The organism is Bifidobacterium sp. LH_449 (genome assembly GCF_056356755.1).
On record NZ_JBKEUV010000006.1, the window covers coordinates 70,908 to 90,211 of the forward strand.

At 61.3% G+C, this 19,304-nt stretch carries 14 protein-coding genes; 5 read left to right on the forward strand and 9 right to left on the reverse strand.

All coding sequences use genetic code 11. The annotated features are described in order from the left end of the window. Positions 1–71 precede the first annotated feature (71 nt). The 4 genes from AC1AX7_RS06150 to AC1AX7_RS06165 form a co-directional block, all read right to left on the reverse strand. A complete protein-coding gene (locus AC1AX7_RS06150) occupies positions 72–1,376 on the reverse strand; it encodes an ABC transporter substrate-binding protein (RefSeq protein ID WP_476509213.1) in 1,305 nt (434 codons plus the stop codon). Positions 1,377–1,601: 225 nt separating this feature from the next. Beyond that, positions 1,602–2,621 (reverse strand): glycoside hydrolase family 43 protein, encoded by a 1,020-nt coding sequence (locus tag AC1AX7_RS06155; protein ID WP_476509214.1) that lies wholly within the window; start codon positions 2,619–2,621, stop codon positions 1,602–1,604. A 185-nt stretch (positions 2,622–2,806) separates the two neighbouring features. Beyond that, the gene (locus AC1AX7_RS06160) at positions 2,807–3,880 is read right to left on the reverse strand and encodes a LacI family DNA-binding transcriptional regulator (protein ID WP_476509215.1); all 1,074 of its coding nucleotides are present in this window, start codon (positions 3,878–3,880) and stop codon (positions 2,807–2,809) included. Between the two features lie 57 nt (positions 3,881–3,937). Then, positions 3,938–6,040, reverse strand: a complete 2,103-nt coding sequence (locus AC1AX7_RS06165; protein ID WP_476509216.1) for a family 43 glycosylhydrolase — start codon at positions 6,038–6,040, stop codon at positions 3,938–3,940. Positions 6,041–6,172: 132 nt separating this feature from the next. Between AC1AX7_RS06165 and AC1AX7_RS06170 the strand changes: the two genes are divergently transcribed. Together AC1AX7_RS06170 and AC1AX7_RS06175 are read left to right on the forward strand one after the other, a co-directional pair. Further along, on the forward strand, positions 6,173–7,759 hold the full coding sequence (locus AC1AX7_RS06170) for a glycoside hydrolase family 43 protein (protein ID WP_476509217.1): 1,587 nt from the start codon (positions 6,173–6,175) through the stop codon (positions 7,757–7,759). A 28-nt stretch (positions 7,760–7,787) separates the two neighbouring features. Beyond that, positions 7,788–9,401, forward strand: coding sequence for a glycoside hydrolase family 43 protein (locus tag AC1AX7_RS06175; RefSeq protein ID WP_476509218.1), 1,614 nt, complete (start codon positions 7,788–7,790; stop codon positions 9,399–9,401). Between the two features lie 145 nt (positions 9,402–9,546). On the opposite strand, the gene arfA is transcribed toward AC1AX7_RS06175, so the two are convergent. After that, complete coding sequence (gene arfA, locus AC1AX7_RS06180; protein WP_476509219.1) at positions 9,547–11,079, reverse strand: arabinosylfuranosidase ArfA; 1,533 nt, start codon at positions 11,077–11,079, stop codon at positions 9,547–9,549. Positions 11,080–11,430: 351 nt separating this feature from the next. Further along, on the reverse strand, positions 11,431–13,341 hold the full coding sequence (gene leuA, locus AC1AX7_RS06185; protein ID WP_476509220.1) for a 2-isopropylmalate synthase: 1,911 nt from the start codon (positions 13,339–13,341) through the stop codon (positions 11,431–11,433). 265 nt (positions 13,342–13,606) lie between these two features. Between leuA and AC1AX7_RS06190 the strand changes: the two genes are divergently transcribed. Beyond that, complete coding sequence (locus AC1AX7_RS06190) at positions 13,607–15,061, forward strand: metallophosphoesterase (RefSeq protein WP_476509221.1); 1,455 nt, start codon at positions 13,607–13,609, stop codon at positions 15,059–15,061. Positions 15,062–15,174: 113 nt separating this feature from the next. Here the strand turns inward: AC1AX7_RS06190 and AC1AX7_RS06195 are convergent, their stop codons facing one another. Further along, on the reverse strand, positions 15,175–15,795 hold the full coding sequence (locus AC1AX7_RS06195; RefSeq protein WP_476509222.1) for a DUF5701 family protein: 621 nt from the start codon (positions 15,793–15,795) through the stop codon (positions 15,175–15,177). On the opposite strand from AC1AX7_RS06195, the gene AC1AX7_RS06200 reads away from it, so the two are divergent. Next, entirely contained in the window at positions 15,767–15,967 is a 201-nt protein-coding gene (locus AC1AX7_RS06200) for a hypothetical protein (protein WP_476509263.1), read from the forward strand. The genes AC1AX7_RS06195 and AC1AX7_RS06200 overlap by 29 nt on opposite strands. 53 nt (positions 15,968–16,020) lie before the next feature. After that, positions 16,021–17,115 carry an aspartate-semialdehyde dehydrogenase gene (asd, locus tag AC1AX7_RS06205; protein ID WP_476509223.1) on the forward strand — a complete coding sequence of 365 codons (1,095 nt, stop codon included), beginning with the start codon at positions 16,021–16,023 and terminating at the stop codon, positions 17,113–17,115. A 60-nt stretch (positions 17,116–17,175) separates the two neighbouring features. On the opposite strand, the gene AC1AX7_RS06210 is transcribed toward asd, so the two are convergent. Together AC1AX7_RS06210 and AC1AX7_RS06215 are read right to left on the reverse strand one after the other, a co-directional pair. After that, positions 17,176–18,504, reverse strand: coding sequence for an ATP-binding protein (locus AC1AX7_RS06210; protein WP_476509224.1), 1,329 nt, complete (start codon positions 18,502–18,504; stop codon positions 17,176–17,178). Positions 18,505–18,701: 197 nt separating this feature from the next. After that, positions 18,702–19,268, reverse strand: coding sequence for an ACT domain-containing protein (locus AC1AX7_RS06215; protein ID WP_476509225.1), 567 nt, complete (start codon positions 19,266–19,268; stop codon positions 18,702–18,704). Positions 19,269–19,304 lie beyond the last annotated feature (36 nt).

Sequence of the window (19,304 nt, forward strand, 5' to 3'; positions counted from 1 at the left end):
CTTATGCGATCCGTTCGTCAGAGCGGCCATTCAGTAATCAGACGTACCAACCGCTCAGCGGTTCAGGATGCTCACTCGGCGTACTCGTCGAGGTAGCCCTGGATCTTGCTTTCGGCGTCTTCCAGCAGGGTCTGGATGTCGTCGTCGGTACGGGTGGTGTTGGAGGTCAGCGTGTCCACCTCGGCGGCGATGTCACCGAAGCCACCCTTCAGACCGGCGATGCCGATGAAGGACTTGTCGGTGTTTTCGGCGATCTTGGCGATCAGCGGACGCTCGGAGAGCTCATCGGCGGTGACGGTGGTGTTGTTCGGCGGGTATGCGGAGCCGAGGGACCACTTCACCTGGTTGTCGTGGTTGTTGTACCACTTGAAGAACTCGTAGATGCCGGGCAGCTTCTCGGAATCGCCGACCTGGGAGGTGACCCACCAGTACAGACCGGTGGAACCGGTGTTGGAGCCGGAGGTGCCATCCGGATAGACATAGGTGCCGTCGCCGGCCGGGACCGGGAACAGGTCGTGGTTGATGCCCTTGTCGGTGGCGGCCTGATCTTCCCACGGGCCTACGATCACCATGGCGGACTGGCCGGATTCGAAGGACTCGCGGGCAGCGGTCTCATCCATGCCGGACAGGGAGTAGCCACCCTTGTAGAAGTCACGCATCTTCTCCAGGAACGCCTTGTTCTCCGGGGTGTTGATGGAGACTTCGCCGTCGGTGGTGTAGATGCCGGAGCCGTTGCCCTTCAGGAACGGGGCCCAGCCCAGATCCGGCAGAGCGATGCCGTACTGGGAACCATCGGACTTGGTCAGCTTCTTGGCGACTTCCAGCAGCTCATCCCAGGTCTGCGGGTAGTCGGCCTCGGTCAGACCGGCCGCAGCCCACATGTCGGTGTTGTACCACACGGCGGTCGGGGCGTAGCCCATCGGGACGCCGCACTTCTCTTCGGAGCCGTCGATGTCGAAGGTGATCTGGTCGACCACGTTCTCGATGTAGTTCTCGGTCTCGTTCGCCGAATCCTCGTAGAAATCGGTCACGCACTGGAAGGTGCCATCGATGGACCAGCCCTGGCCGTTGTCGGCACCGGTGGTGACGATGTCCGGACCGTCGCCGGAGGTGACCTTGGTCACCATGGTCTCGCCGATGGTGGTCCACGGCTGCAGCTGGGCGTCGATTTCATACTTGTCCTGAGACTTGTTGAACTCGTCGACGATGGATTCCAGCGTCTTGCCGTCGGCCTCGGAGAAGCCGTGCCACATCGTGATCTTAACCTTGCCGTCAGCGGTCTTCTCGACGTCATCGCCGCCGCCGCAGCCGGACAGGCCCAGGGTGGCGACCATGGACAGGGCGACGCCCGCGACCAAAGTCTTCTTGATCTTCATTGGATCTCTCCTTCTTGTTCTTGGTTGCCCAAGATTCCACAATGAGGCGCGCTGCATTCTCGCAATGGCGCAGGCGGCATTTGCAAAAAACGCCGTTGTTCGTTTTATTCGAACGCCGCCCGCATCCTCGCATGCTCATTTGCAACGTTGTAATTTTGAGTATACAGCTTTTTCTATCGTTGTACAAATCTGACACACCGATATTTTGCCGTCATCGTCATGCGATCATTCGGCGTCCACCGGTCCGCCGGCCTTGGGACCGCCATCGGCAGACAGAACCTCCGTGGTCTTCGGGCTCCAGACGGTATCCGGCTCCGGAACGCCGAAGTCCGGTCCGTTGTCGGTCCACTTCACCACGCCGACGCGGGCGTGACGGTTCGGGTCGAACAGCGGGTCGCCCTTGATTTCGGTGTAGTTGCGGGCGTGGTAGATCATCAGGTCCTCGGAGTCGTCTTCGGACTTGGTGAAGGAATTATGCCCCGGGCCATACTGGCCGTTCTCCGCGCAGGTCTTGAACACCGGCACCGGGCTCTTGGTCCAGGACGCCGGATCGAGCAGGTCGGCGTCCCTGTCCGCGGTCAGCAGGCCGACCGCATACGGGACGCCAGTGCCGGACGCGGAATACGTGATGTAGATCTTGTCGCCGTGGAACAGGAAGGCGGGACCTTCGTTGACAAGAAAGTCGATGCATTCCCAGTCGTATTCCGGCTTGGTCAGCATGACGGGGTCGCTCTTGAGCGTCCACGGGTTCTCCATCGAGGCGATGTACAGATTGGAGTTGCCCTCGATCTGCGGATCCTTCTGCGCCCACACCAGATACTGCACGCCGTCGATCACCTCGCAGGTGGCGTCCAGGGAGAACGAGTCGATCGGGGTCTTGATCTGGCCTTTTTCCACCCAGTTGTCGGTGGTCGGGTCCTCGTCGGTGTTTTCCAGCACGAACATGCGGTGCGTCGGCAGCCCGGAATCCTCGAAATCGGTCTCGGCGGCCGCGAAGTAGATGTACCAAGCGCCGTTCACGCGGTGCAGCTCCGGAGCCCAGATATACATGCTCGCGGGGCCGGACTCATGCTTGCGCCACACGACGGTCTCCGGCGCGGACTGCAATCCGTTGATGGTGGATGCACGACGGATGGCGATGCAGTTGTACTCCGGATCGGAACCCGTGAAGTAGTATTCCCCGTCGACCTTGAGCACCCAGGGATCGGCGCGCTGAAGAACAATCGGATTGTTGTAGGTGGTCATGGATATCCTCGCTCAATCATTGAACACGACACTTTACAACGTTGAATATATCATTTTTACAACGTTGGAACAAGTCGGTGTCATCGGCGTCGTCACAGCCGCGCCCTACGTCCCAAGACATGCAAAAAGGCCGGCGGGAGGACATGCGACGAACGCCGTGTCCTCCCGCCGGCCCCTCGGAACCGTCAGAACCGCGTGATCCCTTCGGCGGGGGCCCTCGTGGACCCGCGGACCACCAGCGACGACGCCACCTTGCGGAACAGATGCCCCGACGGCCCGACGCCGACCGGAACGCGACCGTCGATGCGGTCCTTCAACGTCTTCACCGAAAGGCGGGCCACGGCCTCCAGGCCAGGGGAAATCGTCGTCAGCGTCGGGGACATGTACTGCGCATCATCCGAATTGTCGAATCCGATTACGGCGATGTCGTCCGGCACACGATACCCGCGCATCTGAATCGCATGCATGACGCCGGAAGCGAGCATGTCGTTCAACGCGACCACGCCGTCCGGCACAATACCCGCATCGAACAGCTCGTTCATCGCCCTGACGCCGTCGCTACGATGCCACATGCGTGATTCGACGACCAGCCTCTCGTCGAATTCGACGCCGGCTTCCTCCAAAGCCTCCCGGTACCCTTGGAAACGAAGGCCGGCCGAGCCCACCTTCTCCCCGGGATGGATGCCGACCACGGCCACCTTCCTGCAGCCGGTCCGCAGCAGGTATGCGGTGGCCCGCTTGGCGCCCTCGACGTTCTCGGTGGCGATATGGTCCACCTGATCCGTGAAGATGCGTTCCCCCACCAACACCAGCGGATAGTCGACGTCCAGCTGCCCCGCGTCGTCCTGCCCCAGTTCCAGCGGACTGTAGATCAGGCCGTCCACCATGGAGACCTGGGAGCCGTGCAGGGCCTCCAATTCGCCTTCGCGTGAATACAGGGTCGGTTCCACGATGACGCGCAGGCCCAGCTTTTTGGCCTCCTTGATCACCAATGAGGAGAGCTGCGCGAAATACGGCATCTGCAGATCCGGAATCGCCAGGGCGATGATGCCCGTCTGCCCTGTGCGCAGGTTGCGCGCGGACACGTTCACCACGTATCCGAGCTCCTCGATGGCCTGGTTCACCTTTTCTCGCGTGGCATCGGATACGAATTCGTAGTCGTTGACCACATTCGACACCGTTTTGATGGACACGCCGGCCGCTTTCGCCACATCATGCATCGTTACGCCATGGCCGCCACGCTCGGAGGTCTTCCCCATAGCTCTCCTCATTTTCCAGTCGATATTCCGTTCTCGTCCGATTCGGCGCGGCGAAAACTACCGCACCACGATTTCCATCGTTATTTCAGCATAAGACGGATCGAGCTCTTCCGAGCTCTGCATGTCGAGAATCGGCATGCCTTCGGCGGACCAATGCACCCGGCGGACCTGCGCGTCGCGGCCGCCATACTGTCCATCGTTGTATTCGGCATTATGGAACACGTAGATAAGATTGCCGTCCTCATCATGCGACCACATGCCATGCCCGGTGCCAAGCTGCCATTGCCCGTTGTATACGCCTGACTTCTGCAAAGGATAATCCAGCTTCCGCCAAACCTTCGGATCGAGCAGATCGGCGCTTTGGCCGGCCGGGGCGGTCGCCAGGCCCGTCGTGTAGTCGATTCCCACCAAAGAGCCGGAATAGATCAGGTAGATGCGGCCCTCATGCACAAAGGCGTTCGGCCCTTCCGCGATCATGTTGTCCCATGCGAACTCCGGAACGATGATCTGCACCGGATCGGAGGTCAGCACGGACGGATGTTCCGGGTCGAAGGATGCGATCCAGACGCTGCCGACCTGCTGCCACGCATAGTACCAGCGGCCGGAGTCCTGGATCACCGTCATATCCAGCGAGATCTTCTGAACGGGGTTGAGGATGCCGCCCTGCGGTCCGACGATGGGCTCCGGCACGGTCCAGTTGGAGGGGACGCGCGGGTCGAGGTCAAGGCCGTCGGCGTCCTTCCTGAGCTGCATGATATGGCAGCGGCCGGTCCACATGTCGGGCTTTCCGGCACGGTCGTTCGCGGTGCCGTCGTCGTTCAGCTCCGCTCCGTCGAAGCACGGCATGAACAGCACCGACAGCCTGCCATCGATCACATGCAGTTCCGGCGCCCAGAAGCAGCCGGTCATCGGTCGGCCTTCGGAATTCAGATCGCCACGGGTCAACAGGTCGATCTCATGTTCACGACCGCCGGCCGCGTCCGACAGGGCCTCGATGGAGTCGGCGATGCGCAACGGCATGTGGGTGCGTCCTCCACGCGGGTCCACGCAATTGCCGTCCGCGTCTTCGGTGGCGATGAACATGAACATCGGCTGCCCGTTCCAGTTCCAGGCGAACACCGACGGGTCGGCACGCTCGACCGCGAACGGAACCGGATACACCGTTTGGCGCACACTCCCGTGGACGATGCGGCGTTCCCCGGGAACAAGGCGTTCCGCCGCCGCGTCATCGGCGAGGGCCTTCAGGGCCTCGCCGTCCCAATCGACGGCACGCACCGCGCTGGAACCATCGGAATAATGCAGGGTGGCGCATGCCTTCCCCAAGGCCGCGACCGCATCGCGGGCCGCTTCGCCGCCAAGCGCCGCCGGCAGCACGTATCCGCGTACGTCGACGCCCGTATTGTAGACGCGTCCGAAACGTTCGATCAGCGCATCCGCCTCCTTGGGCGTGATGGAGATGACGTTGCCCGGAACGGCGTCGGGAATGCCGCAATCCGCGGGAGCGCAGACCGCGACGCAGCCGTCGTCGTCCGATACCGGGAGCCGCTCGCCCTGCCGGACCGCAGCCGTGATGTCCGCGACGACCGCCTTGCGGCGCGCGCCGTCGTCGTCGGACCAACGGATCACATACAGACCGTCCTCCTTGCGGAATTCGACGGTCGGACGGTGCACACCGGCTTCCGTGTCAAGCAGCACCAGGCCCCATTGGGTGAAGGAGGTCAGGTCGCGGCTGGTGGCCAGCAGCAGCGCGCCACGCTCGGAACCGTCCGGCTCCCCCTCGCGGTTGGTACGGGTCGCCGCCACACCGAAACGGCCGTCCTGCATACGGAACAGATACGGATCCTTCAACGATTTCAGCACGATATCCACGCCAGGCATCACCGCACCGTGACTGACGGCGGGGCTGGACTCACGCGGACCCTCATATGGGTCCTCGCCGAAGCGCGCGGCGGCCGTGCACGCACGACTGACGCCCTTTGCGGCGGAGACCGGCACGCCTGCGGCGAAGAACACACCGTAGTTCTCATTCAGCGCGGTCCACTCCCCGCCGACCGTCGAACGAAGCGCAAGATGCATGCTCAAAGCGATGTCGGCGTTGTTCGCCTCCTCTCGTTTGGTGGCATGACGTGTATAGCACAACAAGGAATAGGAGCCCGGCATTGAGACGCCCTTTCGATTCAGCTTTTTCTTTACAACGTTGTACACTATACAGATGATTACATCGTTGTACAAGCGCGACGATGCGACATGCGTGGCGACAACGCCATCGCACACGAGAAGGACACCAATCATATGACCATAAAGACAGCTTTCCGCAGGGCTCTCACCGGCGCGATCGCGACGGCCATGCTCATCGGCGCGCTCGCCGGATGCTCGACGAACGCCTCCACGGACGGAGCCGACGACACGACGAGCGACGCGCAGACCACACAGGCCATCCAGCGCGGAGAATCCCACGACCCGTCCATCGTCAAGGCCGACGGCAAATACTACATCTTCGGCTCCCACCGCGCCTGGCTCAAAAGCGACGACATGGTCAATTGGACCAAGTTCGAGAACAACCTGAGCACGGATTACGAAACCATCTTCGCCGACATCTGGGAGGAGTGGGCGAAGCAGTCCTCGAACCCCGACGTGGAAGGCAACATGTGGGCCCCCGACGTGGTATGGAACGAGACCATGGGCAAGTGGTGCATGTACATGTCCATCAACGGCGCCAACTACCGTTCCGTCATCGTGCTGCTCACCGCCGACGACATCGAAGGCGACTGGACCTACGTGGGACCTGTGGTCTATTCCGGCTTCGAAAAGGTCAACGCAGGCAAGACCGACGTCTGGAAGGTCCTCGGCGAAGGCGCCGATCTGACGCGTTACGCCTCGCAGACCGACACCGGCATCAACGCCATCGACCCGTGCGTGAAGACCGACGACAACGGCGACATGTGGATGACCTTCGGCTCCTGGTTCGGCGGCATGTGGATGTTCAAGCTCGACCCCGCCACCGGCCTGCGCGACTACAACACCACCTATGAAACGGTTGAAAACCAATCCGACGCCTACTACGGCATCAAACTCGGCGGCGGCTTCGGCAATTCCGGCGAAGGCTCCTATCTGATCCACACCAACGGCTATTGGTACCTGTTCGCCTCGTATGGCGAGCTGCAGCAGACCGGCGGCTACCAGATCCGTATGTTCCGCTCCGAGAACATCACCGGCCCCTACGTCGACCAGGCCGGCAACCCCGCAGTGTCCACCCGCGCCATCGGCAACAACTGGCAGAGCGACATCGGCGTCCGACTGATGAGCTCGATCCAGTGGAGCGGCAACGACAACGCCAACATCGAAGCGGCGCAGGGGCACAACTCCGTGCTCGTGGACGACGACGGCACCATCTATCTCGTCTACCACACCCGATTCTCCGGTTCCGGCGAAAAGCATGAGGTCCGCGTGCACGAGCTCCTGACCACCTCCGACGGCTGGCTCGTCGCGGCCCCTTACGAATACACCGGCACCAAGGCCGACCAGCAGGGATACGACGCCGCCGACCTTGCCGGCGACTACGAACTCGTCACGCACGACAAGAGCACCTATTTCAAGGGCCCGAAGAAGGTCACGGACAAGACCAGCACCGATTACCGCGGAGTCAACAAGCCGGTCAACATCACGTTGAACGAGGACGGAACCGTCTCCGGCGACCAGACCGGCACCTGGCAGGCCACGGACGGATCCAACCAGATGACCATCACGCTGACCGGCGACGACGGCGAGGTGACCTACAACGGCGCGTTCGACGAATTGCCGCGCGACAAGGACCAGAAGGAAGTCATGACCTTCAGTGCGCTCGGCAACGACGTGTGCATCTGGGGCTCCCAGAAGTGATTTGAGAAAGGAAGCGATTTTCGTCAATATGGATAACAACACCACTTCCTCGCCCGAAGCCCACGAAATCGACGTGCCGCTGTCCCGCGGCCGCATCGCCATCCACGATCCGGCGATCGTCGAAGATAACGGCGTCTACTACATCTTCGGCACGCATCGCCGCTGCGCGCGCAGCACCGACATGGTGCACTGGGAGCGCTTCGAGAACAATCTGAGCCGCGACCCGTACGCAGTGCTCGGCGACATCTGGCGGGCATGGCCGAAGCAGCCGGAGAATCCCGACCTGTTGGGCAACACCTGGGCTCCGGACGTGATCTGGAATCCGACCATGCACAAATGGTGCATGTATATGTCCGTGAATGGTCACGAATTCCGCTCCGTCATCGTGCTGCTGGTCGCCGATCGCCTCGACGGCGACTGGCGGTACGTCGGCCCGGTCGTCTATTCGGGATTCACCCCGGATAACGTCGACGCCACCGATGTGCCGCGCGTGCTCGGCGAAGAGGCGCATGGCGACCTTGCCCGCTACCAGTCGCTGAAGGACACGCACATCAACGCGATCGACGCGGCGCCCGTCATGTGCGGGCACGGCGAGATGTGGATGAGCGTCGGCTCCTGGTTCGGCGGCATCTGGATGATCAAGCTCGACCCGGCCACCGGCCTGCGCGACTACGGTACGACATACCCGCTGCGCAAGGATTCCTCCGACCCGTACTACGGCGTGAAGATCGCCGGCGGATACTGGAATTCCGGCGAAGGTTCGTATTTCGTGCACAAGAACGGCTGGTGGTACCTGTTCATGTCGTACGGCTGGCTGGGCCGTACCGGCGGCTACCAGATCCGACTGTTCCGATCCCGCCATCTGCTGGGGCCTTATGTCGACCAGTTCGGCAACCCCGCCATTTCCAACGGTGAAGTACCGGATAATCACGAGAAGGGCACAGGCATCCGCCTCACTTCCTCCGTGCTTTGGGAGGGAGGCCCTTCAACGTTGGAAGACGTGGAGGTGTCGCAGGGCCATAATTCCGTGCTGCACCGCCGTAGCGACGGGCGTCTGTTCCTCACGTACCACACGCGTTTCGCCGGGCGTTTCCACAGCGGGGACGATGAGGATTACGAGACCCATGTGCGAGAGCTGCTGCCGACGGAGGACGGATGGCTGGCCGCGGCGCCGTACGAATACCAAGGCGCCGTGGCGACGCCGCCGCACTGCGACGGCACGGACGATATGACGCAGACGCTCTGCGGCGAATACGATATCGTATTCCACGATCCGCACACCTATTTCAACGGCAAGCGCAACGCCGACGGCACCTGCTACGGCGTCAATACGCCGCAGACCGTCACGCTTCATGCCGACGGCCGCGTCACCAGCGGCGGCGTCGTGGATTTCTTCGACACCCCGGAGGCGAATCTGCCCCGTTCCACGGATGGCCCGGCCTCCCGCGGATCCTGGCGTCTGCTCGGCGCGACGCCGGCCGGCGTGCGATGCTGCGCCAGCGATATGGCGATCACCATCGACGACGTCACCTATACCGGCGTCTTCGCACAGCTGCCGCGCGAAATCGACGGGCGGCGGACGCTCGTCTTCACCGCGATCGGCGGCAACCAAGCACTGTGGGGCGCCCGGCGTACGGCATAATCGCCGGTCTCACACAGAACACCAGAGCTAGCGCCGGTCCTCGATCGATCCTGATCGGCACCAGCAAACGGCCCTGTCTGTATCCGACATATCGGTCGGATACAGACAGGGCCGCATCGTTACACAAGCTCTATTGCCGTATCAATCAGCGAAGGTGCATGACCGTCCAGGAAACGGGAGGCAGCGAAATGGTCGCCGCATTGCCGTCAGCGTCGATCGCGATGCTGTCGTTCTCGCGCAGCGTCACACGATTCTGCCGCTCGAGCGTATTGGCGGCAAAAATGTCGTCGTCATGCAGCGTCTGCGCGGAGCAGGACTGCGGCGCGAATCCTTCCGGAAGACGCACTTCGAACGACGCGGCCTCATCCAGCGAACGGTTCACCGCGAACACCGCCAGCGAGCCGTCGGCGCAACGCACGGCCACCGAATTCACGGCGTCGACGTCGCCGTACTTCGCGGTCGCGGTCTGGCTGGAATCCTGCTTCGGCTCCAGCACCGTGCCGCCCTTGGCCAGGCGTGCGGTCTGCGCGAACGGATAGAACGTGGTCTGACGCCATGCCGGGCCGTTCGGCTCCGTCATGATCGGCGCGATCACATTCACCAACTGCGCGAGGCTGGCGGCGCGCACACGGTCGGCGTTCTTGAGCAGCGTGATCATCAGATCGCCGAACACCACCGCATCGGCGACCGAGTAGATATCCTCCAGCAGGCGCGGAGCGACCGGCCAATTGCCGATGCCCTCAGGCGTCTTGCTCGGCTCATCCTGCTGATACCACACATTCCACTCGTCGAAGCTGATATACACATCATGCTTCGATTTCAGGCCGGCCTTGACGGAATCGATGACGGCGGCGACGTCCTTGATGAAGCCGTCCATGTCGACGCCGGACGCAAGGAAGCTGGCCATGTCGCGGGAACCGTCTTCACGGCGTTCGGGCGCATAATACGCGTGGCAGGAAATGAAGTTGACGTTGTCGTACGTCTTCTCGAGCACCGTGCGCTCCCAAGCGCCGAAGGTCGGCATGCCGTGCGCGGAAGAGCCGCACACCACCAGTTCCAGGTCAGGATCGATCTGGCGCATGCCGGCGGCGACGGACGCGGCAAGAGTGCCATAGTCTTCCGCGGTCTTGTGGCCGAGCTGCCACGGGCCGTCCATTTCGTTGCCCAAGCACCACATGCGGATGTCGAACGGCTTGTCCGCGCCGTTGGCGCGGCGGCGTTCGGACAGTTCCGTGCCGGACGGCACATTCGCGTATTCCAGCAGGTCCAGGGCGTCCTCAAGGCCGCGGGAGCCGAGGTTCACGGCTTCCATCAGCTCGTTGCCACCGGCCTTGGCCATCCAGTCGGCCATCTCATGCAGGCCGAATTCGTTGGTTTCCGTGGAATGCCAGGCCAGATCGAGGCGACGCGGGCGGTTCTCCTTCGGGCCGACGCCGTCTTCCCAACGATAGCCGGAAACGAAGTTGCCGCCCGGGTAACGGATCGTGGTCGCGCCCAGCTCGCGGACAAGATCCAGCACATCGCCGCGGAATCCGTGCTCGTCCGCGGTCGGGTGCCCCGGCTCGTAGATGCCCGTGTACACGCAGCGGCCCAGATGCTCCACGAAGGATCCGAACAGCCGGTCATTCACCGCGGCAACAATAAAATCATCATCGACGACAAGTCGCGCCTGCGTCATTGCATCACCTTCCAACTATGGAACTATATGGATGCGTTCAAGCGTACATTATATGGCGTACAACGATGTAAATCGACTACGTGCGCGAACCGTGCAGCGGCGGCATCACCGACCCGCAATCCGCTCACCGTTGTTCCATTGGCGTGGCCGCACACCCGCAAAACAGCGATCCCCGTGCCGATCCCCCATTTTCAGGGCCTCGAAGGAGCCCGAATGGGAGGAACCGCACGGGGATCGCGATTGGCCGGACCGACACGAATCAGCGGCACGAATCAGCGGCGCAGGTCAGGATTGGCCGCGGACAATCCGGCCTGCACCGGCCGATACCGCCCCGCCGCCAGCCCTCTACGCTCAGCGCTCGGAGCGGTTGATGGCCGAGATGATCGCCTTCAGCGAGCTGGTGATGATCGACGAATCGATGCCGACGCCCCACACGATCTGGGTTTCCGCGTCCTCGCCCACCTGGCATTCGACATAGGAGGCGGCCATGGCGTCCGTTCCGGCCGACATCGTATGCTCGGCGTAATCCAGCACGGACGCGGTGATGCCGAAATTCGACACCGCGTTGAGGAAGGCCGCGATCGGACCGTTGCCGATGCCGGACACCTCGCGCGTCACCGGCTCGTCCTTGCCCGGATTCAGGCCGCGGTCAAGCAGCTTGGCCTTGAGCACGGTGTCGGAGCCGTCCTCACCGGAGGACACTGCCACCTTGAGCAGCTTGAGGCGCCCCCACTGCTTCAGGGTCTCGTCCTTGCTGTCGCCCACGATCGCGCCGGCCGCGGTCGCGCCGGATTCCTCGACGGGCAGATACTCGTCCTTGAACAGGCGCCAAATGACTTCGTCCTTGACTTCCTTCTTCGTTTCGTCGGCGTAGGCCTGAACGATCTTGTCGAATTCGATCTGCAGACGCTTCGGCAGGTCCAGATTATGGTTGGTCTTGAGCAGGTACGCCATGCCGCCCTTGCCGGACTGCGAATTCACGCGGATGATGGCCTCGTAGGTGCTGCCGATGTCCTTCGGATCGAGCGGCAGGTACGGCACCAGCCACAGGAAGTTGTCCAATTCCGCGCCGCAACGGTCGGCGGCCATCTGACGGGCTTCGAGGCCCTTCTTGATGGCGTCCTGATGCGAGCCGGAGAATGCGGTGAACACGAAGTTGCCCGCATACGGGTGGCGTTCGGAGATCTTGATCTGATTGCAGTATTCGACGGTTTTGCGGATTTCGGGCACGTTCGAATAGTCGATCTGCGGATCGATGCCCTGCGTCAGCATGTTGAGGCCCAACGTGACCAGGTCGACGTTGCCGGTGCGTTCGCCGTTGCCCAGCAGGCAGCCTTCGATGCGGTCGGCGCCGGCGAGGATGCCCAGTTCGGCGGCGGACACGCCCATGCCCTCATCGTTGTGGGGGTGCAGCGACAGCACCACGGAATCGCGGTCCTGCAGATGATTGGACACGTATTCCACTTCGTCGGCGAACACGTTCGGCGTCGTCATTTCCACCGTTGCAGGCAGATTGATGATCATCGGACGTTCCGGAGTCGGCTTGATCACATCGATTACCGCATTGCACACCTCGACGGCGTAGTCCGGCTCGGTGCCGGTGAAGGATTCCGGAGAATACTCGTAATACAGGTCGATGCCCTTGGCTTCGCCCTCGAGTTCCTTGCACAGTTCGGCCGCGTCGGTGGCGAGCTTCTTGATGCCTTCCTTGTCCTTGCGGAACACGACCTCGCGCTGGAGCACGGACACGGAATTGTAGAAATGCACGACCGCGCGCTTGGCGCCCTTCAGGCATTCATACGTCTTGCGAATCAGATGCTCACGGGCCTGAGTCAGCACGACGATCGTCACGTCGTCCGGAATCAGCTCACGTTCGATCAGCATGCGGATGAAGTCGTAATCCGTTTCGGAAGCGCTCGGGAAGCCGACTTCGATCTCCTTGAAACCGATCGACACCAGCAGATTCCAGAAGCGCAGCTTGCGCTCGGAATCCATCGGATTGACCAACGCCTGGTTGCCGTCGCGCAGATCGACCGAACACCAGCGGGGCGCGCGCCGCAGACGCCTGCCCGGCCACGTGCGATCCGGCAGATCGAACGGAACCTGCTTATCGTAGGCCACATACTTGTTGTACGGCATCTTGCTCGGACGCTGCGGAGCGCCGATGAAACGCGCCGGAGGCAGCAGCGGGTCGTTGTTCCCCCCGTTGGACGCCGCGGCCACCGCCGCAAGATCAAACACCGACGATTGATCCTGACCCATTCCGTTCCTCCTTTTCCCTTGATTCGGTTGACATTCCAACCTATCATTCTACCGGTTTGACGCTTCGCGCTTTGCGCGGCATATCAAGATATGGCCACGGATATAAACACGGCACAGACACGTTACAGACGCATCCGACGCGCGGCCGGCCATCCGACGCGCGGCCGCCCTACAGCCGGCACGCAGCCGATTCGCAGATGAGAACATCGCGGAAACACCACTTGAACGCCGCTTTTTGACGGCGATTTCCGGCTACAGTAATGGTATGGCTTTGCGCTTTCATGAGGACGGCACGTTCCGCGTGCTGCAGATGGCCGACATTCAGGACGGCCCGAATGTGAATCCCGATACGATTCGACTGATCGACGCCGCGATCCATGCGTCGGATCCCGATCTCATCGTGCTCACCGGCGATCAGATTCGCGGCTATGACCCCGCCTACATGAACACCTTTCTGCGCCGCCGCGGCGAACGTCACGGCACGCGCGTGCGCGCGGTGACGATGCTCGAAGCCCGCCTGCACGGCAAGAAGCCGGCTGTCGCGCCGGACGCGACGACAGAGGAGATGCTGGCGGACGCCCGCCAAAAAGTGCGTTCCACATTCGCGCAATTCCTGGGCCCTGCGCTGCGTCACAACATCCCTTTTGCGGCGACGTACGGCAATCATGATTTTCAGTGCGGCATTCTCGTCGATGAGCAGGATGACATCTACCGCGAATTCGACGGTTGCGTGAATCCGCCGGCGCCACAGCAGGACGACGATGCCGCGCTTGCCTGCGAGCCCGGCACATTCGCGCTGCCGATCGAAGCGTCCGACGGCTCCGGTCGTATCGCGATGAGCGTGATGATGGTCAATTCCGGCGACTACGCCGACGATCCGGATGCAGGCGATACGAATAACGGTGGGCAGGACGCCGGCAACGCCTCCCCGACCCCTGCCAAGGCCGCCGCGGAAACGCTGGAAACCTTGGAAACGTTACGCTACGCCACCAATTCACGCGGTCTCGACCTCGCCGATTCCGCCGGCTACGGGACTCCTTCGCCGCAGGCGCTGGCATGGTTGAAGGATGTGCAGCATACGTTGGGCGAGATGAACGGCGACGGGCGGCCTGTGCCGGCGATCGCATTCCAGCACATCGCCCCTCAGGAGTTCTATGATTGCCTGCGCGAAGTCCCCGCATGGACGCCGAATGCGGTCGAAGGCGCGCGCACGTTCGCAGGCCGCTGCTATGTGCTTGATGAAACCGTCTGCAGGCCCGGATCGCATTTGGGCGAGGCCATCGGCTGCGCCGACGAGAATGTTGGCGAGGTCGAGGCATTGCGCGAGGCCGGCGGATATTTCGCACTGTATTGCGGGCACGATCATAAGAATTCGTTCGTCGGTCATGTGCACGATTTGGATTTGGGCTATGCGCCGACGTGCGGCTTCGAATCCTACGGCCCGAAGTCGCGGCTGCGCGGCATCCGTCTTTTCGAGTTCCATGAAAACGATCCCGCCGACTACGAGACGCGCATGCTTACCTGGGGTGATCTGATCGGGCGATATTCCGGCAATGAACTGCGCGTTTTCTTCGCCGACCATTGTGCGACCGACATGATCGGCGTTCGCAACGAACTGCGCCGCCCGCAGGTGTTCGCCACCGTTGCGGGCCTTGTCTCGATAGGATTCGCCGGTGCGGCGCACGCGATCATCGGAATGTTCGGAAAAGGACGCAAGTAAAAAGCCGTCACATCACAGATGGCAAGATCGCAGGCGCCGGATATCAGTCACCGATGATGGGCGGCCGTCAATTGACGGATCATCAATTGACAGCCGCCATCAACGATCGACCATCATTCGAACAGGCTGATGCCGCGGCGGGCCATGCAATACGCATTCCCCAGCCAGGTGTGACGCGAATTCGGCCAGACCGCGCCCAGATGCGGCGCATTCTGGCTCAGCCAAATGCTGGGCACGCGGCCGTCCGCGCTGCGGGAGCCGAGCAGATTGAAACCGTTCTTTTCCAGCAGCCATTCCGGATGCTGCGTGGCGATCGCCAGCCCCTCCTCCAACGTCAGCGGCGTACGCTCGTCGGAATCGATGAGCTTGCGTGCCACATCCGGCTCACGATTCACATAGCAGGTGCCGGTATGCGGCCCGATCACCAAATAGAACGGGCCCTCCGGCGGCTCGAAACCGTCCTGCGGCATGAAGCTGGCGATATCGCGCGGCGGCATCGTCGTAAAACCGGCCATACGGTTGATCGAAGTCCGCGCGATCAGCGACTCCGGCGAAACCAGCTCGCGCGTCGGGATCAGCAGAATATCCGTACCCAGGTCGGAGTTTTCCAACGCATGAATCAGCGGGCGGGCGAGCGCGCGGAACGCGGCGGCGCTCATATCGGCCACGTCCGGGTATCCCAGCGCCACGATACGGTCAAGCTGCTTGAGCGCTTCCACTGATGCCTTCGACATGTTTCCAGTGTACGCGGCGGCCGGCGAACAAGGCGGATTTTGGCGTGATCCGGCCCGCCATATGAAAGCGGCGGCCGGCGATGTTGCGCGCATCCGTAAGATGGAGGAAAACCACGGCATAGCCATGCGGTGTTTGAGTGTTGCAAACGCCTTAAGTGCCTTAAGCATCTGAGGTATTGCGCGATGTCTATGCAGTGTCCGCATTCAGCAAAGCGAGAGGTTGTTATGTCCGAAAAACTGAAAGTCGGCATTCTCGGCGCCACTGGCATGGTCGGCCAGCGTTTCATCACGCTCCTTGAGAATCATCCGTGGTATGAAGTGGTCACGTTGGCCGCATCCGCGCATAGCGCGGGCAAGACTTACGAGGAGGCCGTCGGCGGCCGTTGGAAGATGGAGACGCCGATGCCGGAATTCGTCAAGGACATGGTCGTTCTCGACATGGCCGACATCGAACGCGTCGTCGAGGACGTCGATTTCGTCTTCTGCGCGGTGAACATGCCGAAGGATCAGATCCGCGCGGTCGAAGAGGCGTATGCGAAGACGGAAACGCCGGTCGTGTCGAATAACAGCGCGCATCGCTGGACGCCGGACGTGCCGATGGTCGTGCCTGAAATCAACTCGTCCCACTATGAGGTGATCGAATACCAGCGCAAGCGTCTGGGCACGAAGCGCGGTTTCATCGCCGTCAAGCCGAACTGCTCGATCCAGGCGTATACGCCGGCGCTGGCCGCGTGGATGGAATTCGAGCCGCGCGAAGTGGTGGTCAGCACCTATCAGGCCATTTCCGGCGCGGGCAAGACGTTCCGCGAATGGCCCGAAATGGAAGGCAACATCATCCCGTTCATCTCCGGCGAAGAGGAGAAAAGCGAGAAGGAACCGCTGAAGGTCTTCGGCCATGTGGACGCCGCCAAGGGCGAGATCGTGCCGTTCGACGGACCCTTACGCATCACGTCGCAGTGCATTCGCGTGCCCGTGCTCAACGGCCACACCGCAACCGTTTTCGTGAATTTCGGCAAGACCGCCACGAAGGAGGAGCTGATCGACCGTCTGGTGAACTACACCAGCGACGCCGTGAAGCTGCAGCTGCCGCATGCGCCGCGGCGGTTCATCCAGTATCTGGCCGATGACGACCGTCCGCAGGTGCGTCTGGACGTCGACTATGCCGGCGGCATGGGCGTCTCGATCGGACGCCTGCGCCCGGATTCCATTTTCGATTGGAAGTTCGTCGGATTGGCGCACAACACGCTGCGCGGCGCCGCCGGCGGCGCGTTGGAAAGCGCCGAGATGCTGACCGCGCTGGGCTACATCGCCAAAAAGTGACCCGTGCTGGGGTCCGCGCCGGCTTCCTGGCCTGTGCGCGGGCCCCGGCCCCATAATCATCTACATGAACATCGCCATATAAATCGGCAGCGTTTCGACGCCTTCCCGCACCACCCCGTAATTGCCTGTGGCCAGTTTCAGGCCGCGTTTCACCAGTCCGCCGCCAATCATCGTATCCATCGACTTCGCCTTGCGATTGCGCGAGGATTTCACTTCAATCGCGACGGGCTCATCGTCCAAACGAATGAAGAAATCCATTTCCAGCGAATTATTCCGCTCATAGTAGTACAGACGTTTGCCGTTTTTCGCAAACACGTCGGCCACTACATTTTCGAAAATGGCGCCCTTGCATATGCCGAGATTGCCGTTGAGAATATCCTTCTGGGATCCTTCTTCCAGCATTGACACCAGCAGACCGGTATCCCTCATATACACCTTGAATTTGGTGTTGTCCGTATTCCCTTCGAATGGCAGTTCTGGAATCTCCAGTCGATAGCAGAAATTGATGATTCCCGCGTCGTACAGCCATTGCAGACTGCCCGCGTATTTTCTGGCCGAAGAGCGTGGCTCCACAACGGAATACGTGAATTTCTTATAATCGCGCGCCAGCTGCTTCGGAATGGAATCAAAGCAGGCACGGGCCTTCGCCTTTTCCGTCCCGTCCGCATATTTGGCGATGTCATTGCGGTATTCAGCAACGATATCCCGCTGCGCCGCCAACACTTTGGCGTAATCCTTCGTTTCAAGGAATATGCTGACCGCTTCCGGCATGCCGCCTACCACGATATATTCGGTGAACAGCTGCAGCATGCGGTCGTTGACCGCGTCCGGCACTTTTTCGTGACGCTCGTAGAATCCCCTTACATATTCGATCGAGGATTCCTCGACGCCGTTCGCCCACAGAAATTCCTCGAAATCAAGCGAATTCATGCGCATATGCTCGACGTAGCCGACCGGATACGACGACACTTCCCTATAGGAGACCCCCAGCAGCGAGCCTGTGGCGATCACATCGGCGCGCCCGTCGATGGTGAGGAATTTGAGCGCGGCGATCGCATCGGGGCAGCTTTGTATTTCGTCGAGGAACAGCAGAAGATCAGCGCCCTCCGTTTCCTGATCAATCCGTACAGGCTGGTACAGGGAAAGACGGGAAAAGATGTCGTCGGCGCTTTTACTGCCTTGAAAGATGCCTTTATAATCAGGGGTTTCCTCAAAATTCAGACTGATGACCTGCTTGTAATTCGTTTCGCCGAAATGTTTGATGGAATATGTTTTTCCGACTTGTCGCGCGCCTTCAATGATCAGCGCCTTGTGGCGCGGATCTTCCTTCCATTCCTGCAGTCCACGTTCGATTTTTCGCGTGAGGTGTACGTCATTGAAGCTGGTCATGCTTTGATTGTAGCATACTTGCATATTTTTCCGCGGAAAAATATGCATACGTGCAACTTTTTCCCCCGAAAAATATGCACGCAAGCAAATCGCCTTCTGTTTCCAACGGGAGAGACCGTTGAAAACAGAAGGCGACCCGCAATATCGACTGCCGAGAGGCCACGGAAGCCGGGGCGTCGAGGCCTGTCAGCGGCCTGTCAGCGGCCGGTGCCGCCGTAGACCACGGCTTCCACCTGCTCGGCGTCGAGGCCGTAGGCGGTGTGCAGGGCCTTGACCGCATCGTTCAGCTGCTCGAGCGGCACCAAGGCCGCGATGCGGATTTCCGAAGTGGAGATCATCAGCACGTTGATGCCTTTTTCGCTCAACGCATTGAAGAACTTCGCGGCCAGGCCGGAATGCGTCTTCATGCCGACGCCGACGACGGCGACCTTGCCGACGTTCGCATTGATGTCGAAGGACTGGTAGCCCAGTTCCTCCTGCTTGTCCATAAGCACGTCCTGCACGACCGGCACGGTGGAACCCGGCACGGTGAAGGAAATGTCGGCGGTGCCGACGGAGGCGCCGGCCTGCACGATCATGTCGACGTTCACGCCGGCTTCGGCCAGCTTGGTGAACACCTTGGCGGCCATGCCCGGCTCATTCGGCACGCCGCGCAATGTCGCCAACGATTCGCTGCGGTCGTGGGCGACGCCGGAGATGACCGGCGCTTCCGGGCCAAGGTCGGGGAACAGATCGCCCATGGACTTGTTATCGTTCTCTTTCATGTGTTTTGCCTTTGCGTCTTATTGATGGATACGAAT

Excerpts from the sequence above, each read along its gene's own strand:
- AC1AX7_RS06170 (WP_476509217.1), top strand. The coding sequence starts at position 6,173 with ATGACCATAAAGACAGCTTTCCGCAGGGCTCTCACCGGCGCGATCGCG.
- asd (WP_476509223.1), top strand. The coding sequence starts at position 16,021 with ATGTCCGAAAAACTGAAAGTCGGCATTCTCGGCGCCACTGGCATGGTC.
- arfA (WP_476509219.1), bottom strand. The coding sequence starts at position 11,079 with ATGACGCAGGCGCGACTTGTCGTCGATGATGATTTTATTGTTGCCGCG.
- AC1AX7_RS06150 (WP_476509213.1), bottom strand. The coding sequence starts at position 1,376 with ATGAAGATCAAGAAGACTTTGGTCGCGGGCGTCGCCCTGTCCATGGTC.
- AC1AX7_RS06210 (WP_476509224.1), bottom strand. The coding sequence starts at position 18,504 with ATGACCAGCTTCAATGACGTACACCTCACGCGAAAAATCGAACGTGGA.
- AC1AX7_RS06160 (WP_476509215.1), bottom strand. The coding sequence starts at position 3,880 with ATGGGGAAGACCTCCGAGCGTGGCGGCCATGGCGTAACGATGCATGAT.
- AC1AX7_RS06165 (WP_476509216.1), bottom strand. The coding sequence starts at position 6,040 with ATGCCGGGCTCCTATTCCTTGTTGTGCTATACACGTCATGCCACCAAA.
- AC1AX7_RS06155 (WP_476509214.1), bottom strand. The coding sequence starts at position 2,621 with ATGACCACCTACAACAATCCGATTGTTCTTCAGCGCGCCGATCCCTGG.
- AC1AX7_RS06190 (WP_476509221.1), top strand. The coding sequence starts at position 13,607 with ATGGCTTTGCGCTTTCATGAGGACGGCACGTTCCGCGTGCTGCAGATG.
- leuA (WP_476509220.1), bottom strand. The coding sequence starts at position 13,341 with ATGGGTCAGGATCAATCGTCGGTGTTTGATCTTGCGGCGGTGGCCGCG.
- AC1AX7_RS06215 (WP_476509225.1), bottom strand. The coding sequence starts at position 19,268 with ATGAAAGAGAACGATAACAAGTCCATGGGCGATCTGTTCCCCGACCTT.
- AC1AX7_RS06175 (WP_476509218.1), top strand. The coding sequence starts at position 7,788 with ATGGATAACAACACCACTTCCTCGCCCGAAGCCCACGAAATCGACGTG.
- AC1AX7_RS06195 (WP_476509222.1), bottom strand. The coding sequence starts at position 15,795 with ATGTCGAAGGCATCAGTGGAAGCGCTCAAGCAGCTTGACCGTATCGTG.